Here is a 16,880-nt window from a genome sequence, read left to right as displayed (position 1 = left end):
GCAGACGAAAATACCTTTTTATCCCCCACGGCTGACTCTGCAAAAGGGCTTATCCCTACGCTTTGCAATGTTTACTAACACTCTTGTTGTCCGGTTATGGACGGGGCACGGTGCGATGCCTGTTTTAATCAAAAAATAAACAATCAGCGCTTTATACTCGCGGGCATTTACCGCCATCTGGCCTGTGTTTTATTCGCGTGTATCCCACCGGATACCGGGAGAACCTCATGAAGTTGCCATTCAAACCTCAGATCCTGATGCTGCTGTGCAGCGCCGGGGTTTTAGCCGCCTCGGGCGTGCTCTATGTCAAAAGCAGGACGCCGGAAACACCGCCGCCTGCCGTTGTCGCCCAGCCGGTTACGCCCGCCCCGCCGCCCGCCCCGCCGGTCGCCACCTCAACCTTTACCACGGCGCAAATCGATCAGTGGGTGGCACCAATCGCGCTCTACCCGGACGCGCTGCTCTCGCAGGTGCTGATGGCCGCCACCTACCCCGCAAACGTCGTGCAGGCGGCGCAGTGGTCGCAGGATAATCCCACGCTCCAGGGCGACGCGGCGATCCAGGCGGTGATTAACCAGCCCTGGGATCCGAGCGTCAGATCGCTGGTGGCCTTTCCGTCGCTGATGGCATTGATGGGGGAAAACCCACAGTGGGTGCAAAACCTCGGCGATGCCTTTCTGGCGCAGCCGAAAGAGGTAATGGATTCAGTGCAGAAGCTGCGCGCGCTGGCGCAGCAGACGGGCGCGCTCACCTCCACGCCGCAGCAGAAAGTCAGCACCGTACCGGCGAAAAGCAGTACCGCGCCGCAATCCGCGTCCGGCAGCACTACCGTGGTGAGTACGCCAGCCCCGACGGTGATCAAAATCGAACCCGCCGATCCGGAGGTGGTGTATGTCCCGAGCTATAACCCGACCGTAGTGTACGGCAGCTGGCCGACGCCCGCCTATCCGCCGGTGTATCTGCCGCCGCCTCCCGGCCAGCAGTTCACCGACAGCCTGGTGCGGGGCTTAGGTTTCAGTCTCGGCGTCGCCACCACTTATGCGCTGTTCAGCGATATTGACTGGGATGACGATCATTACCATCGCGGCTACGACCATAACGGCGATAACATCAATATCAACGTCAATAACTTCAACCGCATTTCCGGCGGCAGGCTGGTCACCAGAAATGACACTGTGGTGTGGCAGCACAATCCCGTCTTCCGTAATAACCTGCCCTCCCGCGATGCGCAGCGTCAGACGGCAGCAAAGCAGTTAAACCAGATCGCGCAGCGCAATAATTATCGCGGTTACGATACTCCCACCACTACCGCCCGTCGCGAGGCGGCAAAAACTCAGTTCAATCAGTCCACGACGCAGCAGAAACGCGAGGCGATACAGGCCCGCCGGGACAATCCCACCGCGCAGCAGCAACAGCGCCGCGATGCCATCAAAGCCCGCCACGATAACCCGACGCCGCAACAGCAACAGCGGCGGGAAAAGCTGCAGCAGCGCCAGAGCGCTTCCCGCGCCACGGCGTTGAGCGGCAATGACAGCCGTTCACCGTCCTGGCAGGCGCAGCGTCAGCGCGGCGAACAGAGCCGCCAGCGTCTGAACCGCGAACAGCGCAGCTCGTTACGTGAACATGCGGCCGAACGCCGTGAACTTAACCGTCGTTAATCAGGCAGGGATCATGAAACTACAGAAAATTATCGCCGGATTGCTGCTGCTGTTACCGGTGATGGGTCAGGCGCAGCAGGCGTTCAGCACGCCGGAGCAGGCCGCCAGTACGCTAGTCAGCGCCATCCAGGATCAAAATGACAGCGTGCTGACGCAACTGCTCGGCGATGACTGGCAGCAGATCCTGCCGCCGGACGGGGCAGATGCGCAAGCCGTGGCGCGTTTTCTGCGCGACTGGCAGATAAGCCATCAGATTGATGAGCAGAACGGCGTGGCGCACCTGAGTGTCGGGCGCAGTCAGTGGCAGCTCCCCATCCCGATGGTGAAAACCGCCGCGGGCTGGCAGTTTGATACCGCACGCGCCGCCGACGAAATCCTCACCCGTACCCTCGGGCGCAATGAGCTGTCAGCTATTAACGCGCTCCAGGCTTATTTGGACGCGCAGCGGGATTACTTCGCCCTTAACCACCATTACGCGCAGAAGCTTATCAGCAGCGAGGGTAAAAAAGATGGCCTCTACTGGCCGGTGTCACCGGGGGAAGCGCACAGCCCGCTTGGCCCGGCGTTCAGCCCGACCGCGCCCGGCGAGGGTTATCACGGCTATCGTTTCCGGCTGCTGACGGGTAAGGGGCAAGGTAATGATGCGCCTGCCGCGCTGCTGGCGTGGCCGCTGGACTACGGCAAAACCGGCGTCGCCACCTTTGTGGTTGACGGTCAGGATCGGGTATATCAGCGGGATTTCGGCGCGCAGACGGCGCAGCAGATTGCGGGGATAACGCAGTTTACGCCGGACGAGCAGTGGCAACCGGTGCAGCCCTGAAGGTAAAACGCGGGCATAAAAAAAGCGGCTATTAAGCCGCTTTAATGTCCGGTCCTGTTTGCCCGGCGGCGCAAGCTTGCCGGGCCTACATCTTTTAAATTTGCAGGCCGGGTAAGGCGAAGCCGCCACCCGGCAACACAAACTCAGACGCTTATTTCTTTTTCGCTTTCGGGTTCGGCAGGTCGGTGATGCTACCTTCGAACACTTCAGCAGCCAGGCCCACGGACTCATGCAGAGTCGGGTGCGCATGGATAGTCAGCGCCAGATCTTCCGCGTCACAGCCCATTTCGATAGCCAGACCGATTTCGCCCAACAGCTCGCCGCCGTTAGTACCGACAATAGCGCCACCGATCACACGGTGAGTCTCTTTGTCGAAAATCAGTTTGGTCATACCGTCTGCGCAGTCGGACGCGATAGCACGGCCAGAAGCAGCCCACGGGAAGGTGGCGGTTTCGTAGCTGATGCCTTTCTCTTTCGCTTCTTTCTCGGTCAGACCAACCCAGGCAACTTCCGGCTCGGTGTACGCGATGGACGGGATCACTTTCGGATCGAAGTAGTGCTTCATGCCGGCGATAACTTCAGCGGCAACGTGACCTTCGTGAACGCCTTTGTGCGCCAGCATCGGCTGACCGACGATATCGCCGATAGCGAAGATGTGCGGTACGTTGGTACGCAGCTGTTTGTCGACACGGATAAAGCCACGGTCGTCCACTTCCACGCCAGCTTTGCCTGCGTCGAGGTTTTTACCGTTCGGCACACGGCCGATAGCCACCAGCACGGCGTCATAACGCTGCGCTTCAGCAGGGGCTTTTTTGCCTTCCATGGAAACGTAAATACCGTCTTCTTTAGCTTCAACGGCAGTCACTTTGGTTTCCAGCATCAGGTTGAATTTCTTGCTGATACGCTTGGTGAAGACTTTAACGATATCTTTGTCAGCCGCCGGGATCACCTGGTCGAACATTTCAACCACGTCGATCTCTGAACCCAGCGCATGGTACACGGTGCCCATTTCCAGACCAATGATACCGCCACCCATAACCAGCAGGCGCTTAGGTACTTCTTTCAGCTCCAGAGCGTCGGTGGAATCCCATACGCGCGGATCTTCATGCGGAATGAACGGTAGTTCGATCGGACGGGAACCCGCCGCGATGATCGCGTTGTCGAAGTTGATTACGGTTTTGCCGTTTTCGCCTTCCACTTCCAGGGTGTTAGCCCCGGTGAATTTACCCAGACCGTTCACCACTTTTACTTTACGGCCTTTCGCCATACCGGCCAGACCGCCAGTCAGTTGGGTGATGACTTTTTCTTTCCAGGTACGAATCTTGTCGATATCGGTTTTCGGTTCGCCGAAGACGATACCGTGCTCAGCCAGCGCTTTGGCTTCTTCGATAACTTTAGCAACATGCAGCAGCGCTTTAGAAGGGATACAGCCGACGTTCAGACAAACACCGCCGAGGGTGTTGTAACGTTCAACAATGACGGTTTCCAGACCTAAATCAGCGCAACGGAAGGCAGCAGAGTAACCTGCCGGGCCTGCCCCAAGTACCACGACCTGAGTTTTGATTTCAGTACTCATCATGACCTCTTATTGATTTCCGGCAGTCCAGGGGACGTATCGCCCTTCTTCGCCGGGACGTTCTATCCGCCCGCATAGTACAAAATTGTTAACAATTTTGAAACAACAAACGGTAAACGAGTTGTCCTTTGTCCCAATAACCCCAGTAACATAATGAGATTACCAGAAAAAAGCCGACCGTCAGGCCGGCTTTCTTATTTACATCACCAGACGGCGAATATCAGACAGCATGTTATTGATGATAGTGATGAAACGCGCACCATCAGCACCGTCGATCACGCGGTGGTCGAAGGACAGAGAGATCGGCATCATCAGACGCGGCACGAACTCTTTACCATTCCAGACCGGCTCCATCGCGGATTTGGACACACCGAGGATAGCCACTTCCGGCGCGTTAACGATCGGCGCGAAGTGCGTAGTACCCAGGCCACCGATGCTGGAGATGGTGAAGCAACCGCCCTGCATTTCGCCAGCCGTCAGCTTACCGTCACGTGCTTTTTTGGAGATCACGGTCAGTTCACGGGACAGCTCGGTGATGCTCTTCTTGTTCACGTCTTTGAACACCGGAACCACCAGGCCATTCGGGGTATCAACAGCCACACCGATGTTGATGTATTTCTTCAGCGTCAGACGCTGCGCGTCTTCAGACAGGGAGCTGTTGAAGCGAGGCATCTGCTCGAGCGCTGCGGCAACGGCTTTCATGATGAAGACAACCGGGGTGAATTTCACGTCCAGTTTGCGCTTCTCAGCTTCGGCGTTCTGCTGCTTACGGAAGGCTTCCAGATCGGTGATGTCGGTTTTGTCGAAGTGCGTAACGTGCGGGATCATCACCCAGTTACGGCTCAGGTTAGCACCAGAGATTTTCTGGATACGGCCCAGTTCAACTTCTTCCACTTCACCAAACTTGCTGAAGTCCACTTTCGGCCATGGCAGCATGCCCGGCAGACCGCCGCCGGTAGCAGCAGCAGGTGCCGCTTCAGCGCGTTTAACCGCGTCTTTCACGTAAGCCTGAACGTCTTCGCGCAGGATACGGCCTTTACGACCTGTACCTTTCACTTTCGCCAGGTTCACACCGAATTCGCGCGCCAGGCGGCGGATCAGCGGGGTCGCGTGGACGTAAGCGTCGTTTTCAGCAAACTCAGATTTGCCTTCCGCTTTCGCCGGTGCAGCGGCGGCCGGTGCTTTCGCCGCCGGTGCTGGTGCTGCTTCCTGTTTGGCCGCAGCCGGAGCCGCAGCCGGGGCTGCGCCTTCCACTTCGAAGACCATGATCAGGGAGCCGGTAGACACTTTGTCGCCGGTGCTGATTTTGATCTCTTTCACGGTGCCCGCGAACGGTGCCGGAACTTCCATGGAGGCTTTGTCGCCTTCCACGGTGATCAGTGACTGCTCAGCGGCAACTTTGTCGCCCACTTTCACCATCACTTCGGTCACTTCAACTTCGTCACCGCCGATGTCCGGTACGTTGACGTCTTTCGCGCCCGCCGCTGCTGCCGGAGCAGAAGCCGCTTCTTCTTTAACCTGCGGTTTCGCGTCGCTGGCAGCCGGAGCGGCGCCTTCCACTTCGAAGACCATGATCAGGGAGCCGGTGGACACTTTGTCACCGGTGCTGATTTTGATCTCTTTCACGGTGCCCGCGAACGGAGCCGGGACTTCCATGGAGGCTTTGTCGCCTTCCACGGTGATCAGCGACTGCTCAGCAGCCACTTTGTCGCCGACTTTAACCATGATCTCGGTGACTTCAACTTCGTCGCCGCCGATATCCGGTACGTTGACGTCTTTGGCAGCCGCCGCAGCCGGTGCAGAGGCTGCTGCCGGTGCTGCTTCTTTCTTCTCTTCTGCTTTCGCAGGTGCTGCATCAGCAGCACCGTCAGCGGAATCGAAAATCATGATCAGTTTGCCAGTCTCGGTTTTGTCGCCAACAGAGACTTTGATCTCTTTAACAACGCCAGCCTGAGGTGACGGGACTTCCATAGAAGCTTTGTCGCCTTCTACGGTGATCAGCGACTGTTCAGCTTCAACTTTGTCGCCCACTTTGACCAGGATCTCGGTGATTTCAACTTCATCAGCCCCGATGTCCGGTACATTGATTTCGATAGCCATTCTTCTTTTACCTCTTACGCCAGACGCGGGTTAACTTTATCTGCATCGATGTTGAATTTGGTAATTGCTTCTGCAACTACTTTCTTGTCGATGTCGCCACGTTTAGCCAGTTCGCCCAGTGCTGCCACAACCACATAAGAAGCATCAACTTCGAAGTGGTGACGCAGGTTTTCACGGCTGTCAGAGCGACCGAAGCCATCAGTACCCAGTACGCGGTAATCGCTTGCCGGGATGAAGTTACGGATCTGCTCAGCGAACAGTTTCATATAGTCAGTTGATGCCACTGCCGGTGCGTCGCTCAGAACCTGTGCAACGTACGGTACGCGCGGCTCGTCGGTCGGGTGCAGCATGTTCCAGCGCTCACAATCCTGGCCATCGCGCGCCAGTTCGGTGAAGGAGGTCACGCTGAACACGTCAGAACCGATACCGTAGTCTTTCGCCAGGATCTGCGCTGCTTCACGTACGTGACGCAGGATAGAACCGGAGCCCAGCAGCTGAACTTTACCTTTCGCGCCTTCGACAGTTTCGAGTTTGTAGATACCTTTACGGATCCCTTCCTCGGCGCCTTCCGGCATCGCTGGCATGTGATAGTTTTCGTTCAGCGTGGTGATGTAGTAGTACACGTTCTCTTGCGCTTCACCGTACATACGATGCAGACCGTCATGCATGATGACAGCAACTTCGTAGGCGTAAGCCGGATCGTAAGAGATACAGTTCGGGATGGTCAGCGACTGAATGTGGCTGTGACCATCTTCGTGCTGCAGACCTTCGCCGTTAAGCGTAGTACGACCAGAAGTCCCGCCAATCAGGAAGCCACGAGCTTGCTGATCGCCTGCTGCCCAGCACAGGTCGCCGATACGCTGGAAACCGAACATGGAGTAGTAGATGTAGAACGGGATCATCGGCAGATCGTTGGTGCTGTAAGAGGTCGCAGCGGCCAGCCAGGAAGAACCTGCGCCCAGCTCGTTGATACCTTCCTGCAGGATCTGACCTTTCTCGTCCTCTTTATAGTAAGCAACCTGCTCACGGTCCTGCGGGGTATACTGCTGGCCGTTCGGGCTGTAAATACCAATCTGACGGAACAGACCTTCCATACCGAAAGTACGCGCTTCGTCGGCGATGATCGGTACGAGGCGATCTTTGATCGACTTGTTCTTCAGCATCACGTTCAGGGCACGCACGAAGGCGATAGTGGTGGAGATCTCTTTGTTCTGCTCTTCCAGCAGCTGGTTGAAGTCAGCCAGGGTCGGCAGCTCAAGCTTCTCAGAGAATTTCGGCTGACGAGACGGCAGGTAGCCGTTCAGCTTCTGACGCTGGGCGTGCAGGTAGGTGTGCTCTTCAGAACCTTCCGGGAAGGTAATGTAGGACAGCTTCTCAACCTGCTCATCGGTCACCGGCACATTGAAACGATCACGGATGTAACGTACACCGTCCATGTTCATTTTCTTCACCTGGTGGGCGATGTTTTTACCTTCAGCGGTGTCGCCCATGCCGTAACCTTTGATGGTATGGGCCAGGATAACAGTCGCTTTGCCTTTGGTTTCCTGCGCTTTCTTGAATGCAGCGTAGACTTTCTTCGGATCGTGGCCACCACGGTTCAGTGCCCAGATCTCATCGTCAGACCAGTCGGCAACCAGCGCGGCAGTTTCCGGGTATTTACCGAAGAAGTGCTCACGAACGTACGCGCCGTTTTTGGATTTGAAGGTCTGATAGTCGCCGTCAACGGTTTCGTTCATCAGCTGGATCAGTTTACCGCTGGTGTCTTTACGCAGCAGCTCATCCCAACGACCGCCCCACATCACCTTGATTACGTTCCAGCCAGCGCCTTCGAAGATGCCTTCCAGTTCGTTGATGATTTTGCCGTTACCGGTTACCGGGCCGTCCAGACGTTGCAGGTTACAGTTGATAACGAAGACCAGGTTATCCAGTTTTTCACGGGTCGCGATGGTGATCGCGCCTTTGGATTCCGGCTCATCCATCTCGCCGTCGCCAAGGAAGGCGTAAACGGTTTGCTGGGAAGTATCTTTCAGACCACGGTGTTCCAGATATTTCAGGAATTTAGCCTGGTAGATCGCACCAATCGGACCCAGACCCATAGAGACGGTCGGGAACTGCCAGAATTCCGGCATCAGTTTCGGGTGCGGGTAGGAAGACAGGCCATTGCCGTGAACTTCCTGACGGAAGTTGTTCATCTGCTCTTCAGTCAGACGACCTTCCAGGAATGCGCGAGCGTAAACGCCCGGAGAGATGTGGCCCTGGAAGTACACCAGATCGCCACCGTCTTTCTCGCTGCGTGCGCGGAAGAAGTGGTTGAAGCAAACTTCATACACAGTCGCAGAAGACTGGAAAGACGCCATGTGGCCGCCCAGCTCGAGGTCTTTTTTAGACGCACGCAGCACGGTCATGATGGCGTTCCAGCGGATAGCAGAACGAATGCGACGTTCCAGCTCCAGATTACCCGGGTATTCCGGCTCATCTTCAACGGCAATAGTATTTACATAGTTGCGAGCGTTTGAACCAGCTGCCACGTTAACGCCGCCTTTGCGGGCCTGAGACAGTAACTGGTCAATCAGATACTGAGCGCGCTCAACACCTTCTTCACGGATGACCGATTCGATCGCCTGTTGCCAGTCGCGAGTTTCGATCGGATCCACGTCATTGATTAAACGATCTGACATGGGTTTTTCCTTATCTATCTAATTTTCGTTGATTAATCTGGAACCTGTCCCATTGTATTTTCGGCAGAAAACACAATAAGACAGGTTCTGCGTTTAGTTGCCGCGCTCTAAATTATGGCGCTTAATCCTTTCTTTGCTGTAGGCGGCGCATGGAGCGTTCACGACGGCTCTGCTCACGGCTGCGGTCCAGCAATATTTCCTCAATAAACGCCAGATGCCGGTGAGACGCTTCACGCGCCTGCTCCGGCTCTCTGGCGATAATCGCCTCAAAAATTCTGGAGCGATGGTTGCTTACCAGCGGGAGCATTTCCCGGCGGGCATACAGCAATTCAAAATTCTGACGAACGTTCTGCGCCATCATTGGTTCCATGCAGCGTAGCAAATGCAGCAAAACCACATTGTGCGCCGCTTCGGTGACGGCAATCTGATACAGGACGACGGCATCGGCTTCGGCATCGAGATCCCCGGATTCCTGCGCGCGCTCGATCGCCTGATGCAGCTCGCGGATGCGCGCGCGATCGTCGTCGGTGCCACGCAAGGCCGCGTAATAGGCGGCAATGCCTTCAAGCGCGTGGCGCGTCTCAAGGAGGTCAAACTGGGATTCGGGGTGATCGGACAAAAGCTCTACCAGCGGATCGCTGAAGCTCTGCCACAGGTTACTCTGGACAAAGGTACCACCGCCCTGGCGACGCAGTAGCAGGCCCTTGGCTTCAAGGCGTTGGATCGCCTCGCGCAGCGAAGGACGGGAAACGTCGAACTGTTTAGCCAGCTCACGTTCCGGAGGAAGTTTTTCACCGGGGCGCAATGTCCCTTCAAGGATCAAAAACTCCAGTTGCTGCTCTATCACATCGGATAATTTAGGTTGGCGGATTTTACTGTAGGCCATTGTTCCCTGTCCTAAGCCGTTTTCCCGGAGTGCCATTTAACCGGAGTCAATTGGTCTGACCAATTTCATGTTCTTGACGCTAAAGTAACAAAGTATTCACCTTCTGTCCATACAGGTTTTGATTGAAATCAGGGAACCACGCACATTTTAACAACATTACAGAAATAACGTTTCAGAAATGTAACTTCGCACAAATGAGCCCGCTACTCATAAAGAGGCATATTTAACTTATGTGAAACGCCTGACCGGTAAAGTGAACCGATTCAGTCGCACGAAAAACGAGTAAATACCCATTTCTGGAGTGGAATTATGCATTTGGGGTAATGAAGAGGAGGAATGGCTACCATTTACAATTGGTTTCTTTTTATTCAGTCGTCATGCGCCCCTAATAAAGCAGGTGCATTCGCATGCGCTTACCACTATTCTGATGCAGACGAAAGACTCAGCGCCATATTTAAGAAAGACCTTTCGTAAACATATAAATACAACAAATGGAATTTCATCCGTACACGCACACAACAGCGTACTAATAATAACCACACACGAGGTTTCATGATGGAAGGTCAACAGCACGGTGAACTGCTGAAGCGCGGGCTTAAAAACCGCCACATTCAGCTTATTGCGCTGGGTGGAGCTATCGGGACTGGCCTGTTTCTGGGCAGCGCGTCAGTCATCCAGTCCGCCGGGCCGGGAATTATTCTCGGCTATGCGATTGCAGGTTTTATCGCTTTTCTGATCATGCGCCAGTTGGGCGAGATGGTGGTTGAAGAGCCGGTAGCCGGTTCGTTCAGCCATTTTGCCTATAAATACTGGGGCGGTTTCGCGGGCTTCGCGTCCGGCTGGAACTACTGGGTGCTGTACGTACTGGTCGCCATGGCGGAACTGACCGCCGTCGGTAAATACATCCAATTCTGGTGGCCGGAGATCCCGACCTGGGCGTCGGCCGCCGTGTTCTTCGTGGTGATCAACGCTATCAACCTCACCAACGTAAAAGTGTTTGGCGAGATGGAGTTCTGGTTTGCCATTATCAAAGTGATCGCGGTCGTGGCGATGATCCTGTTCGGCGGCTGGCTGCTGTTCAGCGACAGCGCCGGCCCGCAGGCCACCGTGCGCAACCTCTGGGAACAGGGCGGATTCCTGCCTAACGGCTTTACCGGGCTGGTGATGATGATGGCGATCATCATGTTCTCCTTCGGCGGGCTGGAGCTGGTGGGCATTACCGCCGCCGAAGCCGATAACCCGCAGGTCAGCATCCCGAAAGCCACCAACCAGGTGATCTACCGCATTCTGATCTTCTATGTGGGCTCGCTGGCGGTGCTGCTGTCACTGCTGCCGTGGACGCGCGTGACCGCCGACACCAGCCCCTTCGTGTTGATCTTCCATGAGCTGGGCGACACCTTCGTGGCTAACGCCCTGAACATTGTAGTGCTGACCGCCGCGCTGTCGGTGTACAACAGCTGCGTGTACTGCAACAGCCGTATGCTGTTCGGTCTGGCGCAACAGGGCAACGCGCCGAAAGTGCTGGCGAAAGTGGATAAACGCGGCGTGCCGGTGGGCACCATCCTCATCTCTGCGCTCTTTACCGCGCTGTGCGTGCTGATCAACTACCTGGCACCGGGCGAAGCCTTCGGCCTGCTGATGGCGCTGGTGGTTTCGGCCCTGGTGATCAACTGGGCGATGATAAGCCTGGCGCACATGAAGTTCCGCCGCGCGAAAGATTTGCAGGGTGTGAAAACCCGCTTCCCGGCCCTGTTCTATCCGCTGGGTAACTGGATCTGCCTGCTCTTTATGGCGGCAGTGCTGGTGATTATGGCGATGACCCCGGGCATGGCGATCTCCGTCTGGCTGATCCCGGTGTGGATGCTCATCCTTGCCGTCGGTTACTTCTTCAAACAGAAGAACCTCAAAACCGCAAAAGCCCATTAATCTTGTTGCTTTCCCCCCTCTCCTTCGGGCGAGGGGGACCCGCCCCTGTTACCTGGTTCACACTTTCCCCTGCATAGCCATTTTGTCCATCTCTTTAACTTAAACCTGCTACGCAAAAAAGTCATAGCGTGCGAATAATTCTCTCCATATCTCAACGGGAGAATTGTCGATGGACAACGCTAAACTGTCAGTCAAAGAAAAGATCGGCTACGGAATGGGAGACGCCGGATGTAATATTATCTTTGGCGCTATCATGTTGTTTGTGAATTATTTCTATACGGACATATTTGGTCTGGCTCCGGCGCTGGTGGGCGTATTACTGCTTTCCATCCGCGTAATTGACGCCGTAACCGACCCGATTATGGGCGCGCTGGCAGACAGAACGAAGAGCAAATATGGGCGATTTCGTCCATGGCTGTTATGGATCGCCGTGCCTTACGCGGTGTTCAGCGTGCTGATGTTTACCACGCCGGACTGGACATATAACAGCAAGGTTATCTATGCGTTTGTCACCTACTTCCTGCTGTCGCTGACCTATACCGCCATCAACATTCCTTACTGCTCGCTGGGCAGCGTGATCACCAACGATCCAAAAGAGCGCGTCGCCTGTCAGTCTTACCGTTTTGTGATGGTGGGGATCGCCACCCTGCTGTTGTCGCTGACGCTGCTGCCGATGGCGGAGTGGTTTGGCGGCGAAGATAAAGCCAAAGGCTACCAGATGGCGATGACGGTGCTGGCGTTTATCGGCATGTGCATGTTCCTCTACTGCTTTGCGACGGTACGCGAGCGCGTCAAACCCGCCGTCCCGACCAATGACGATCTGAAAAAAGACTTCAAAGACGTCTGGAAAAACGACCAGTGGGTACGCATTCTGCTGCTCACCCTGTGCAATGTCTGCCCGGGCTTCATCCGCATGGCGGCCACCATGTACTACGTCACCTGGGTCATGGGACAAAGCACCCATTTCGCCACCCTGTTTATCAGCCTCGGCGTGGTGGGCATGATGATTGGCAGTATGCTGGCGAAAGTGCTGACCGACCGCTGGTGTAAATTGCAGGTCTTCTTCTGGACCAACATTGTGCTGGCGATTTTCTCCGGCGGCTTTTACTTCCTGGATCCGCAGGCGACGACGCTTATCGTGATGCTCTATTTCCTGCTTAACGTTATTCATCAAATCCCCTCCCCGCTGCACTGGTCGCTGATGGCGGACGTGGATGACTACGGCGAGTGGAAAACCGGTAAACGCATCACCGGCATCAGCTTCTCCGGCAACCTGTTCTTCCTGAAAGTGGGTCTGGCGGTTGCCGGGGCGATGGTCGGCTTCCTGCTCTCCTGGTATGGTTACGACGCGGGTGCGAAAGCGCAAAGCGCAAGCGCCATTAACGGTATCGTACTGCTGTTCAGCGTCATTCCGGGCGTGGGCTATTTGATCACCGCGGGCGTGGTACGCCTGTTGAAAGTCGACCGTGAAACCATGAAACAGATCCAGAGCGATCTGGAGAAACGTCGCACTAATTATCGCGAGCTGAATGAGACTGCTTCCCATCAGCCGGTTAAACCATAAGGAAAGCCTGATGAACCCGTGGCCCAATCCCTTTATCGAACAACGCGCCGATCCCTTTATTCTGCGCCACGACAACGCCTACTATTTTGTCGCCTCAGTGCCGGAATACGATCGGCTGGAGATCCGCCGCGCCGCCACTATCGAAGGATTGCGCGATGCGCCTGCCAGCGTGGTCTGGCGTAAACCCGCCAGCGGCCCGATGAGCCAGCTTATCTGGGCGCCGGAGCTGCATCATCTTAACGGCAAGTGGTATCTCTATTTTGCCGCCACGCACACCCACGATCTGGATGCGCTGAATATGTTCCAGCACCGTATGTTTGTGCTGGAGTGCGCCGACACCGATCCGCTGACCGGTCGCTGGACGGAAAAAGGGCAGATCAAAACACAGTTCGACTCTTTCTGCCTGGATGCCACTACCTTTAAGCATCAGGGTAAACAGTGGTACCTGTGGGCGCAAAAAGATCCGGCCATTGAAGGCAACTCAAACCTGTACCTGGCAGAGCTGGAAAATCCCTGGACGATTAAGGGTCAGCCGGTGATGTTAAGCAAACCCGAATTTGACTGGGAGTGCCGGGGCTTTAAGGTCAATGAAGGCCCGGCGGTGCTGTTCCATGGCGATCGGTTATTTATCAGCTATTCCGCCAGCGCCACCGATGAAAATTACTGCCTGGGCCTGCTGTGGATCGCTATTGACGCCGACCCGCAGCAGCCGGAAAACTGGCATAAATCCCCGCAGCCGGTCTTTGTGACCAGCTATGAGAATCGCCAGTACGGGCCGGGTCACAACAGCTTTACGCAAACGCCGGACGGCCAGGACGTGCTGGTTTACCACGCGCGCAACTACACCGAGATCGAAGGCGATCCGCTGTACGATCCGAACCGTCATACGCGGCTGAAAGTGATCCACTGGAAAGAGGACGGGATGCCGGACTTTGGGGTGCCACCGGCGGATAACAATTAAGAAGATTGCCCGGCGGCGCTTCGCTTGCCGGGCCTACATATGCTTGTAAGCGCAGGATCTGTAGGCCGGATAAGCGCAGGATATGTAGGCCGGGTAAGCGCAGGATCTTGTAGGCCGGGTAAGCACAGCGCCACCCGGCATCGTCTCAAAAATTACACCAGCGTCCCGTAAATCGTCAGCAGCGCCACCACAACCACCACCACAAAGGACGTTTTCTTCGCCATTGAAACCGCCACTTTTGGCGTTTCAACGCGGTCCAGATGCGGCTCACGCGCCAGCGAATACTGCGCCAGCCGTGTCAACACCTGATACTGCGACGTATGACGATCGTAAAGTGACGCAAACCAGGCCGGAAGCGCCTTTTCACCGTGACCAATCAGCGCATACACCACGCCCACCAGCCGTACCGGGATCCAGTCCAGCACATGCAGAATGGCATCAATCCCGGACTGATGGCGCTGCGGCGGCGTCATATAACGTGCCAGCCACGACTGCCAGGCGCGTAAAAACGCATAGCCTACCAGCGTCACCGGTCCCCATGTCCCGCCGACGATAAACCAGAACAGCGGCGCGAGGTAAAAGCGGAAGTTAATCCACAACAGCGCATTTTGCAGCTCGCGTAAAAACTCACGCTCATCGCAGTCCGGCGGCACGCCGTGGATCATCGTCAGTTCACTGGCCATTGCGCCGCGCGCATGGGCATCATCCCGCGCTGCGGCCTTCAGATAAGCATGGTAGTGCAGCCGTACTTTGCCCGCGCCGATACACAACAGCCCGAGCAGGATCCACACCACCAGCAGCGGCACGTTGTAAAACAGGCCATAAAGCGCGCGTAACACGAGAAAGGTCGCCAGCATCGCCAGCGCGGTCATACCCAGCGTATGGAACATCGAAAAATGGCGGATGCGGCGGAACAGCACTTCAAGGCGGTGATCAAGCTGCCAGTGCTCGCCGAGTTTAAACAGGCGCTCGGCAATCAGAACTAACAGCATAGTAAACAACGTCATGTCATCTCCTTATCTGACGAGGGGGTGACCAGAGCACGAAATGTCGCCCAGTCAAAAGCCGGGCCGGGATCGGTTTTACGCTCAGGTGCGATATCGCTGTGCCCGGTTATATTGTCAGCAATTGCCGGATAAAGCCCGATCAATGTTTGCGTCACCGCGGCTAACTGCTGATATTGCGCCGGGGTGTAGGGCGTGGTGTCCGTTCCCTCAAGCTCTATGCCGATGGAAAAATCATTGCACCGCTGGCGGCCCGCATAACAAGACACACCCGCATGCCAGGCGCGTTTATCGAAAGGAACGTACTGCACGATTTCGCCATCACGACGGATCAGGCAATGTGCTGACACGCGCAGATGGGCAATCTCAGCGAAGAAGGGATCGGCTTGCGGATCCAGCGTACCGGTGAACAGCGCATCAATCCACGGCCCGCCAAATTGTCCGGGCGGCAGGCTTATATTATGCACAACCAGTAACGAGGGGGTCTCATCGTCCGGGCGGCAGTCATGGTGCGGCGAAGGCACATGGCGAGCATCCACCAACCAGCCCTTGTTTAACAGCATGCAGGATCTCCTAAGATATGGTGCTGATACACGGTTCAGAGTAGCATGTTTCAATCTTTTGATTCGTTACCCTTTTTGGAGTTTATCATGCCGCCTCGCCGCTATAACCCCGACCATCGACGTGACGCGCTTTTAGAACGTATTAACCTCGACATTCCTGCCGCTGTGGCGCGCGCGCTGCAGGAAGATCTCGGTGGAGAGGTGGATGCGAACAATGATATTACCGCCCAATTATTGCCCGCAGACGACCGCGCACACGCCGTGGTGATCACCCGCGAAGACGGTATTTTCTGCGGCAAACGCTGGGTGGAAGAAGTCTTTATTCAGCTGGCTGGCGATGATGTCGCCCTGACGTGGCATGTCGCCGATGGCGATGCCATCACCGCGAATCAAACGCTGTTTGAACTCGACGGCCCGTCCCGCGTGCTGCTGACCGGCGAGCGTACGGCGCTGAACTTTGTGCAAACGCTCTCCGGCGTCGCCAGCGTGGTCAGCCGCTACGTCGCGCTGCTGGCGGGCACCAAAACGCAGCTGCTGGATACGCGCAAAACCCTGCCGGGGCTGCGTACCGCGCTGAAATATGCCGTGCTGTGCGGCGGCGGGGCGAATCATCGCCTCGGGCTGTCGGATGCCTTCCTGATCAAAGAGAACCACATTATCGCCGCGGGCAGCGTCCGTCAGGCAGTGGAAAAAGCCTTCTGGCTGCACCCCGACGTGCCGGTGGAAGTGGAAGTGGAAACCCTGGATGAGCTGGATGATGCGCTGAAAGCCGGGGCCGACATCATCATGCTCGACAACTTCGACACTGACCAAATGCGCGAAGCGGTGAAGCGCGCCAGCGGCCAGGCGCGGCTGGAAGTGTCCGGCAATGTCACCGCAGAAACGATCCGCGAATTTGCCGACACCGGCGTGGATTACATTTCCGTGGGCGCGCTGACCAAGCATGTGCAGGCGCTGGATCTGTCGATGCGTTTTCGCTGATAGCGTGCGTTGCCCGGCGGGAGTCGTCGGGCAATTTTTCGTAGCCGCTCGCAATAATCGTGCTGAATATTGCAACACGCGTAAAATCTTCTGAAGCCGCCTTCGCGGATACGTTTTATCCCCTCGCACCGCCCCGCCGTTACTGCCAGAGTCGCTCCAGGTC

The 16,880-nt window shown here is 56.1% G+C and carries 12 protein-coding genes; 6 read left to right on the top strand and 6 right to left on the bottom strand.

The features are described from left to right. The first annotated feature begins 227 nt into the window (after positions 1-227). Both BMF08_RS09375 and BMF08_RS09370 read left to right on the top strand, forming a co-directional pair. On the top strand, positions 228-1,658 hold the full coding sequence (locus tag BMF08_RS09375; RefSeq protein ID WP_072570650.1) for a DUF3300 domain-containing protein: 1,431 nt from the start codon (positions 228-230) through the stop codon (positions 1,656-1,658). Positions 1,659-1,671: 13 nt separating this feature from the next. Further along, positions 1,672-2,478, top strand: coding sequence for a DUF2950 family protein (locus tag BMF08_RS09370; RefSeq protein WP_072570648.1), 807 nt, complete (start codon positions 1,672-1,674; stop codon positions 2,476-2,478). 151 nt (positions 2,479-2,629) lie between these two features. On the opposite strand, the gene lpdA is transcribed toward BMF08_RS09370, so the two are convergent. From lpdA to pdhR, 4 genes are all read right to left on the bottom strand, one after another. Then, positions 2,630-4,054 carry a dihydrolipoyl dehydrogenase gene (lpdA, locus tag BMF08_RS09365; protein WP_072570823.1) on the bottom strand — a complete coding sequence of 475 codons (1,425 nt, stop codon included), beginning with the start codon at positions 4,052-4,054 and terminating at the stop codon, positions 2,630-2,632. 198 nt (positions 4,055-4,252) lie between these two features. Next, positions 4,253-6,154, bottom strand: a complete 1,902-nt coding sequence (aceF, locus tag BMF08_RS09360; RefSeq protein ID WP_072570646.1) for a pyruvate dehydrogenase complex dihydrolipoyllysine-residue acetyltransferase — start codon at positions 6,152-6,154, stop codon at positions 4,253-4,255. 14 nt (positions 6,155-6,168) lie between these two features. Further along, a complete protein-coding gene (gene aceE / locus BMF08_RS09355; RefSeq protein ID WP_072570645.1) occupies positions 6,169-8,832 on the bottom strand; it encodes a pyruvate dehydrogenase (acetyl-transferring), homodimeric type in 2,664 nt (887 codons plus the stop codon). Between the two features lie 121 nt (positions 8,833-8,953). Further along, positions 8,954-9,718: a pyruvate dehydrogenase complex transcriptional repressor PdhR gene (gene pdhR, locus BMF08_RS09350; protein ID WP_072570643.1), complete on the bottom strand. Its 765-nt coding sequence runs from the start codon at positions 9,716-9,718 to the stop codon at positions 8,954-8,956. 552 nt (positions 9,719-10,270) lie between these two features. Between pdhR and aroP the strand changes: the two genes are divergently transcribed. The 3 genes from aroP to BMF08_RS09330 all read left to right on the top strand — a co-directional run bounded on the left by aroP (position 10,271) and on the right by BMF08_RS09330 (position 14,169). Continuing rightward, complete coding sequence (aroP, locus tag BMF08_RS09340; RefSeq protein ID WP_099458811.1) at positions 10,271-11,644, top strand: aromatic amino acid transporter AroP; 1,374 nt, start codon at positions 10,271-10,273, stop codon at positions 11,642-11,644. Positions 11,645-11,813: 169 nt separating this feature from the next. Then, positions 11,814-13,208 (top strand): glycoside-pentoside-hexuronide (GPH):cation symporter, encoded by a 1,395-nt coding sequence (locus BMF08_RS09335; protein ID WP_072570638.1) that lies wholly within the window; start codon positions 11,814-11,816, stop codon positions 13,206-13,208. Between the two features lie 10 nt (positions 13,209-13,218). Continuing rightward, a complete protein-coding gene (locus BMF08_RS09330) occupies positions 13,219-14,169 on the top strand; it encodes a glycoside hydrolase family 43 protein (protein ID WP_072570636.1) in 951 nt (316 codons plus the stop codon). A gap of 152 nt (positions 14,170-14,321) precedes the next feature. Here the strand turns inward: BMF08_RS09330 and ampE are convergent, their stop codons facing one another. Both ampE and ampD read right to left on the bottom strand, forming a co-directional pair. Continuing rightward, positions 14,322-15,176, bottom strand: a complete 855-nt coding sequence (gene ampE / locus BMF08_RS09325) for a beta-lactamase regulator AmpE (RefSeq protein WP_072570635.1) — start codon at positions 15,174-15,176, stop codon at positions 14,322-14,324. Continuing rightward, complete coding sequence (gene ampD / locus BMF08_RS09320; protein WP_072570633.1) at positions 15,173-15,736, bottom strand: 1,6-anhydro-N-acetylmuramyl-L-alanine amidase AmpD; 564 nt, start codon at positions 15,734-15,736, stop codon at positions 15,173-15,175. The genes ampE and ampD overlap by 4 nt, the downstream gene beginning before the upstream one ends. 87 nt (positions 15,737-15,823) lie before the next feature. Between ampD and nadC the strand changes: the two genes are divergently transcribed. After that, entirely contained in the window at positions 15,824-16,717 is an 894-nt protein-coding gene (gene nadC, locus BMF08_RS09315; RefSeq protein WP_072570821.1) for a carboxylating nicotinate-nucleotide diphosphorylase, read from the top strand. Positions 16,718-16,880 lie beyond the last annotated feature (163 nt).

It is taken from the genome of Enterobacter sp. SA187 (assembly GCF_001888805.2).
Classification (GTDB): domain Bacteria; phylum Pseudomonadota; class Gammaproteobacteria; order Enterobacterales; family Enterobacteriaceae; genus Enterobacter_D.
Note: the sequence above shows the minus strand (reverse complement) of the source record. Positions and strands in the feature narration are given on the sequence as shown.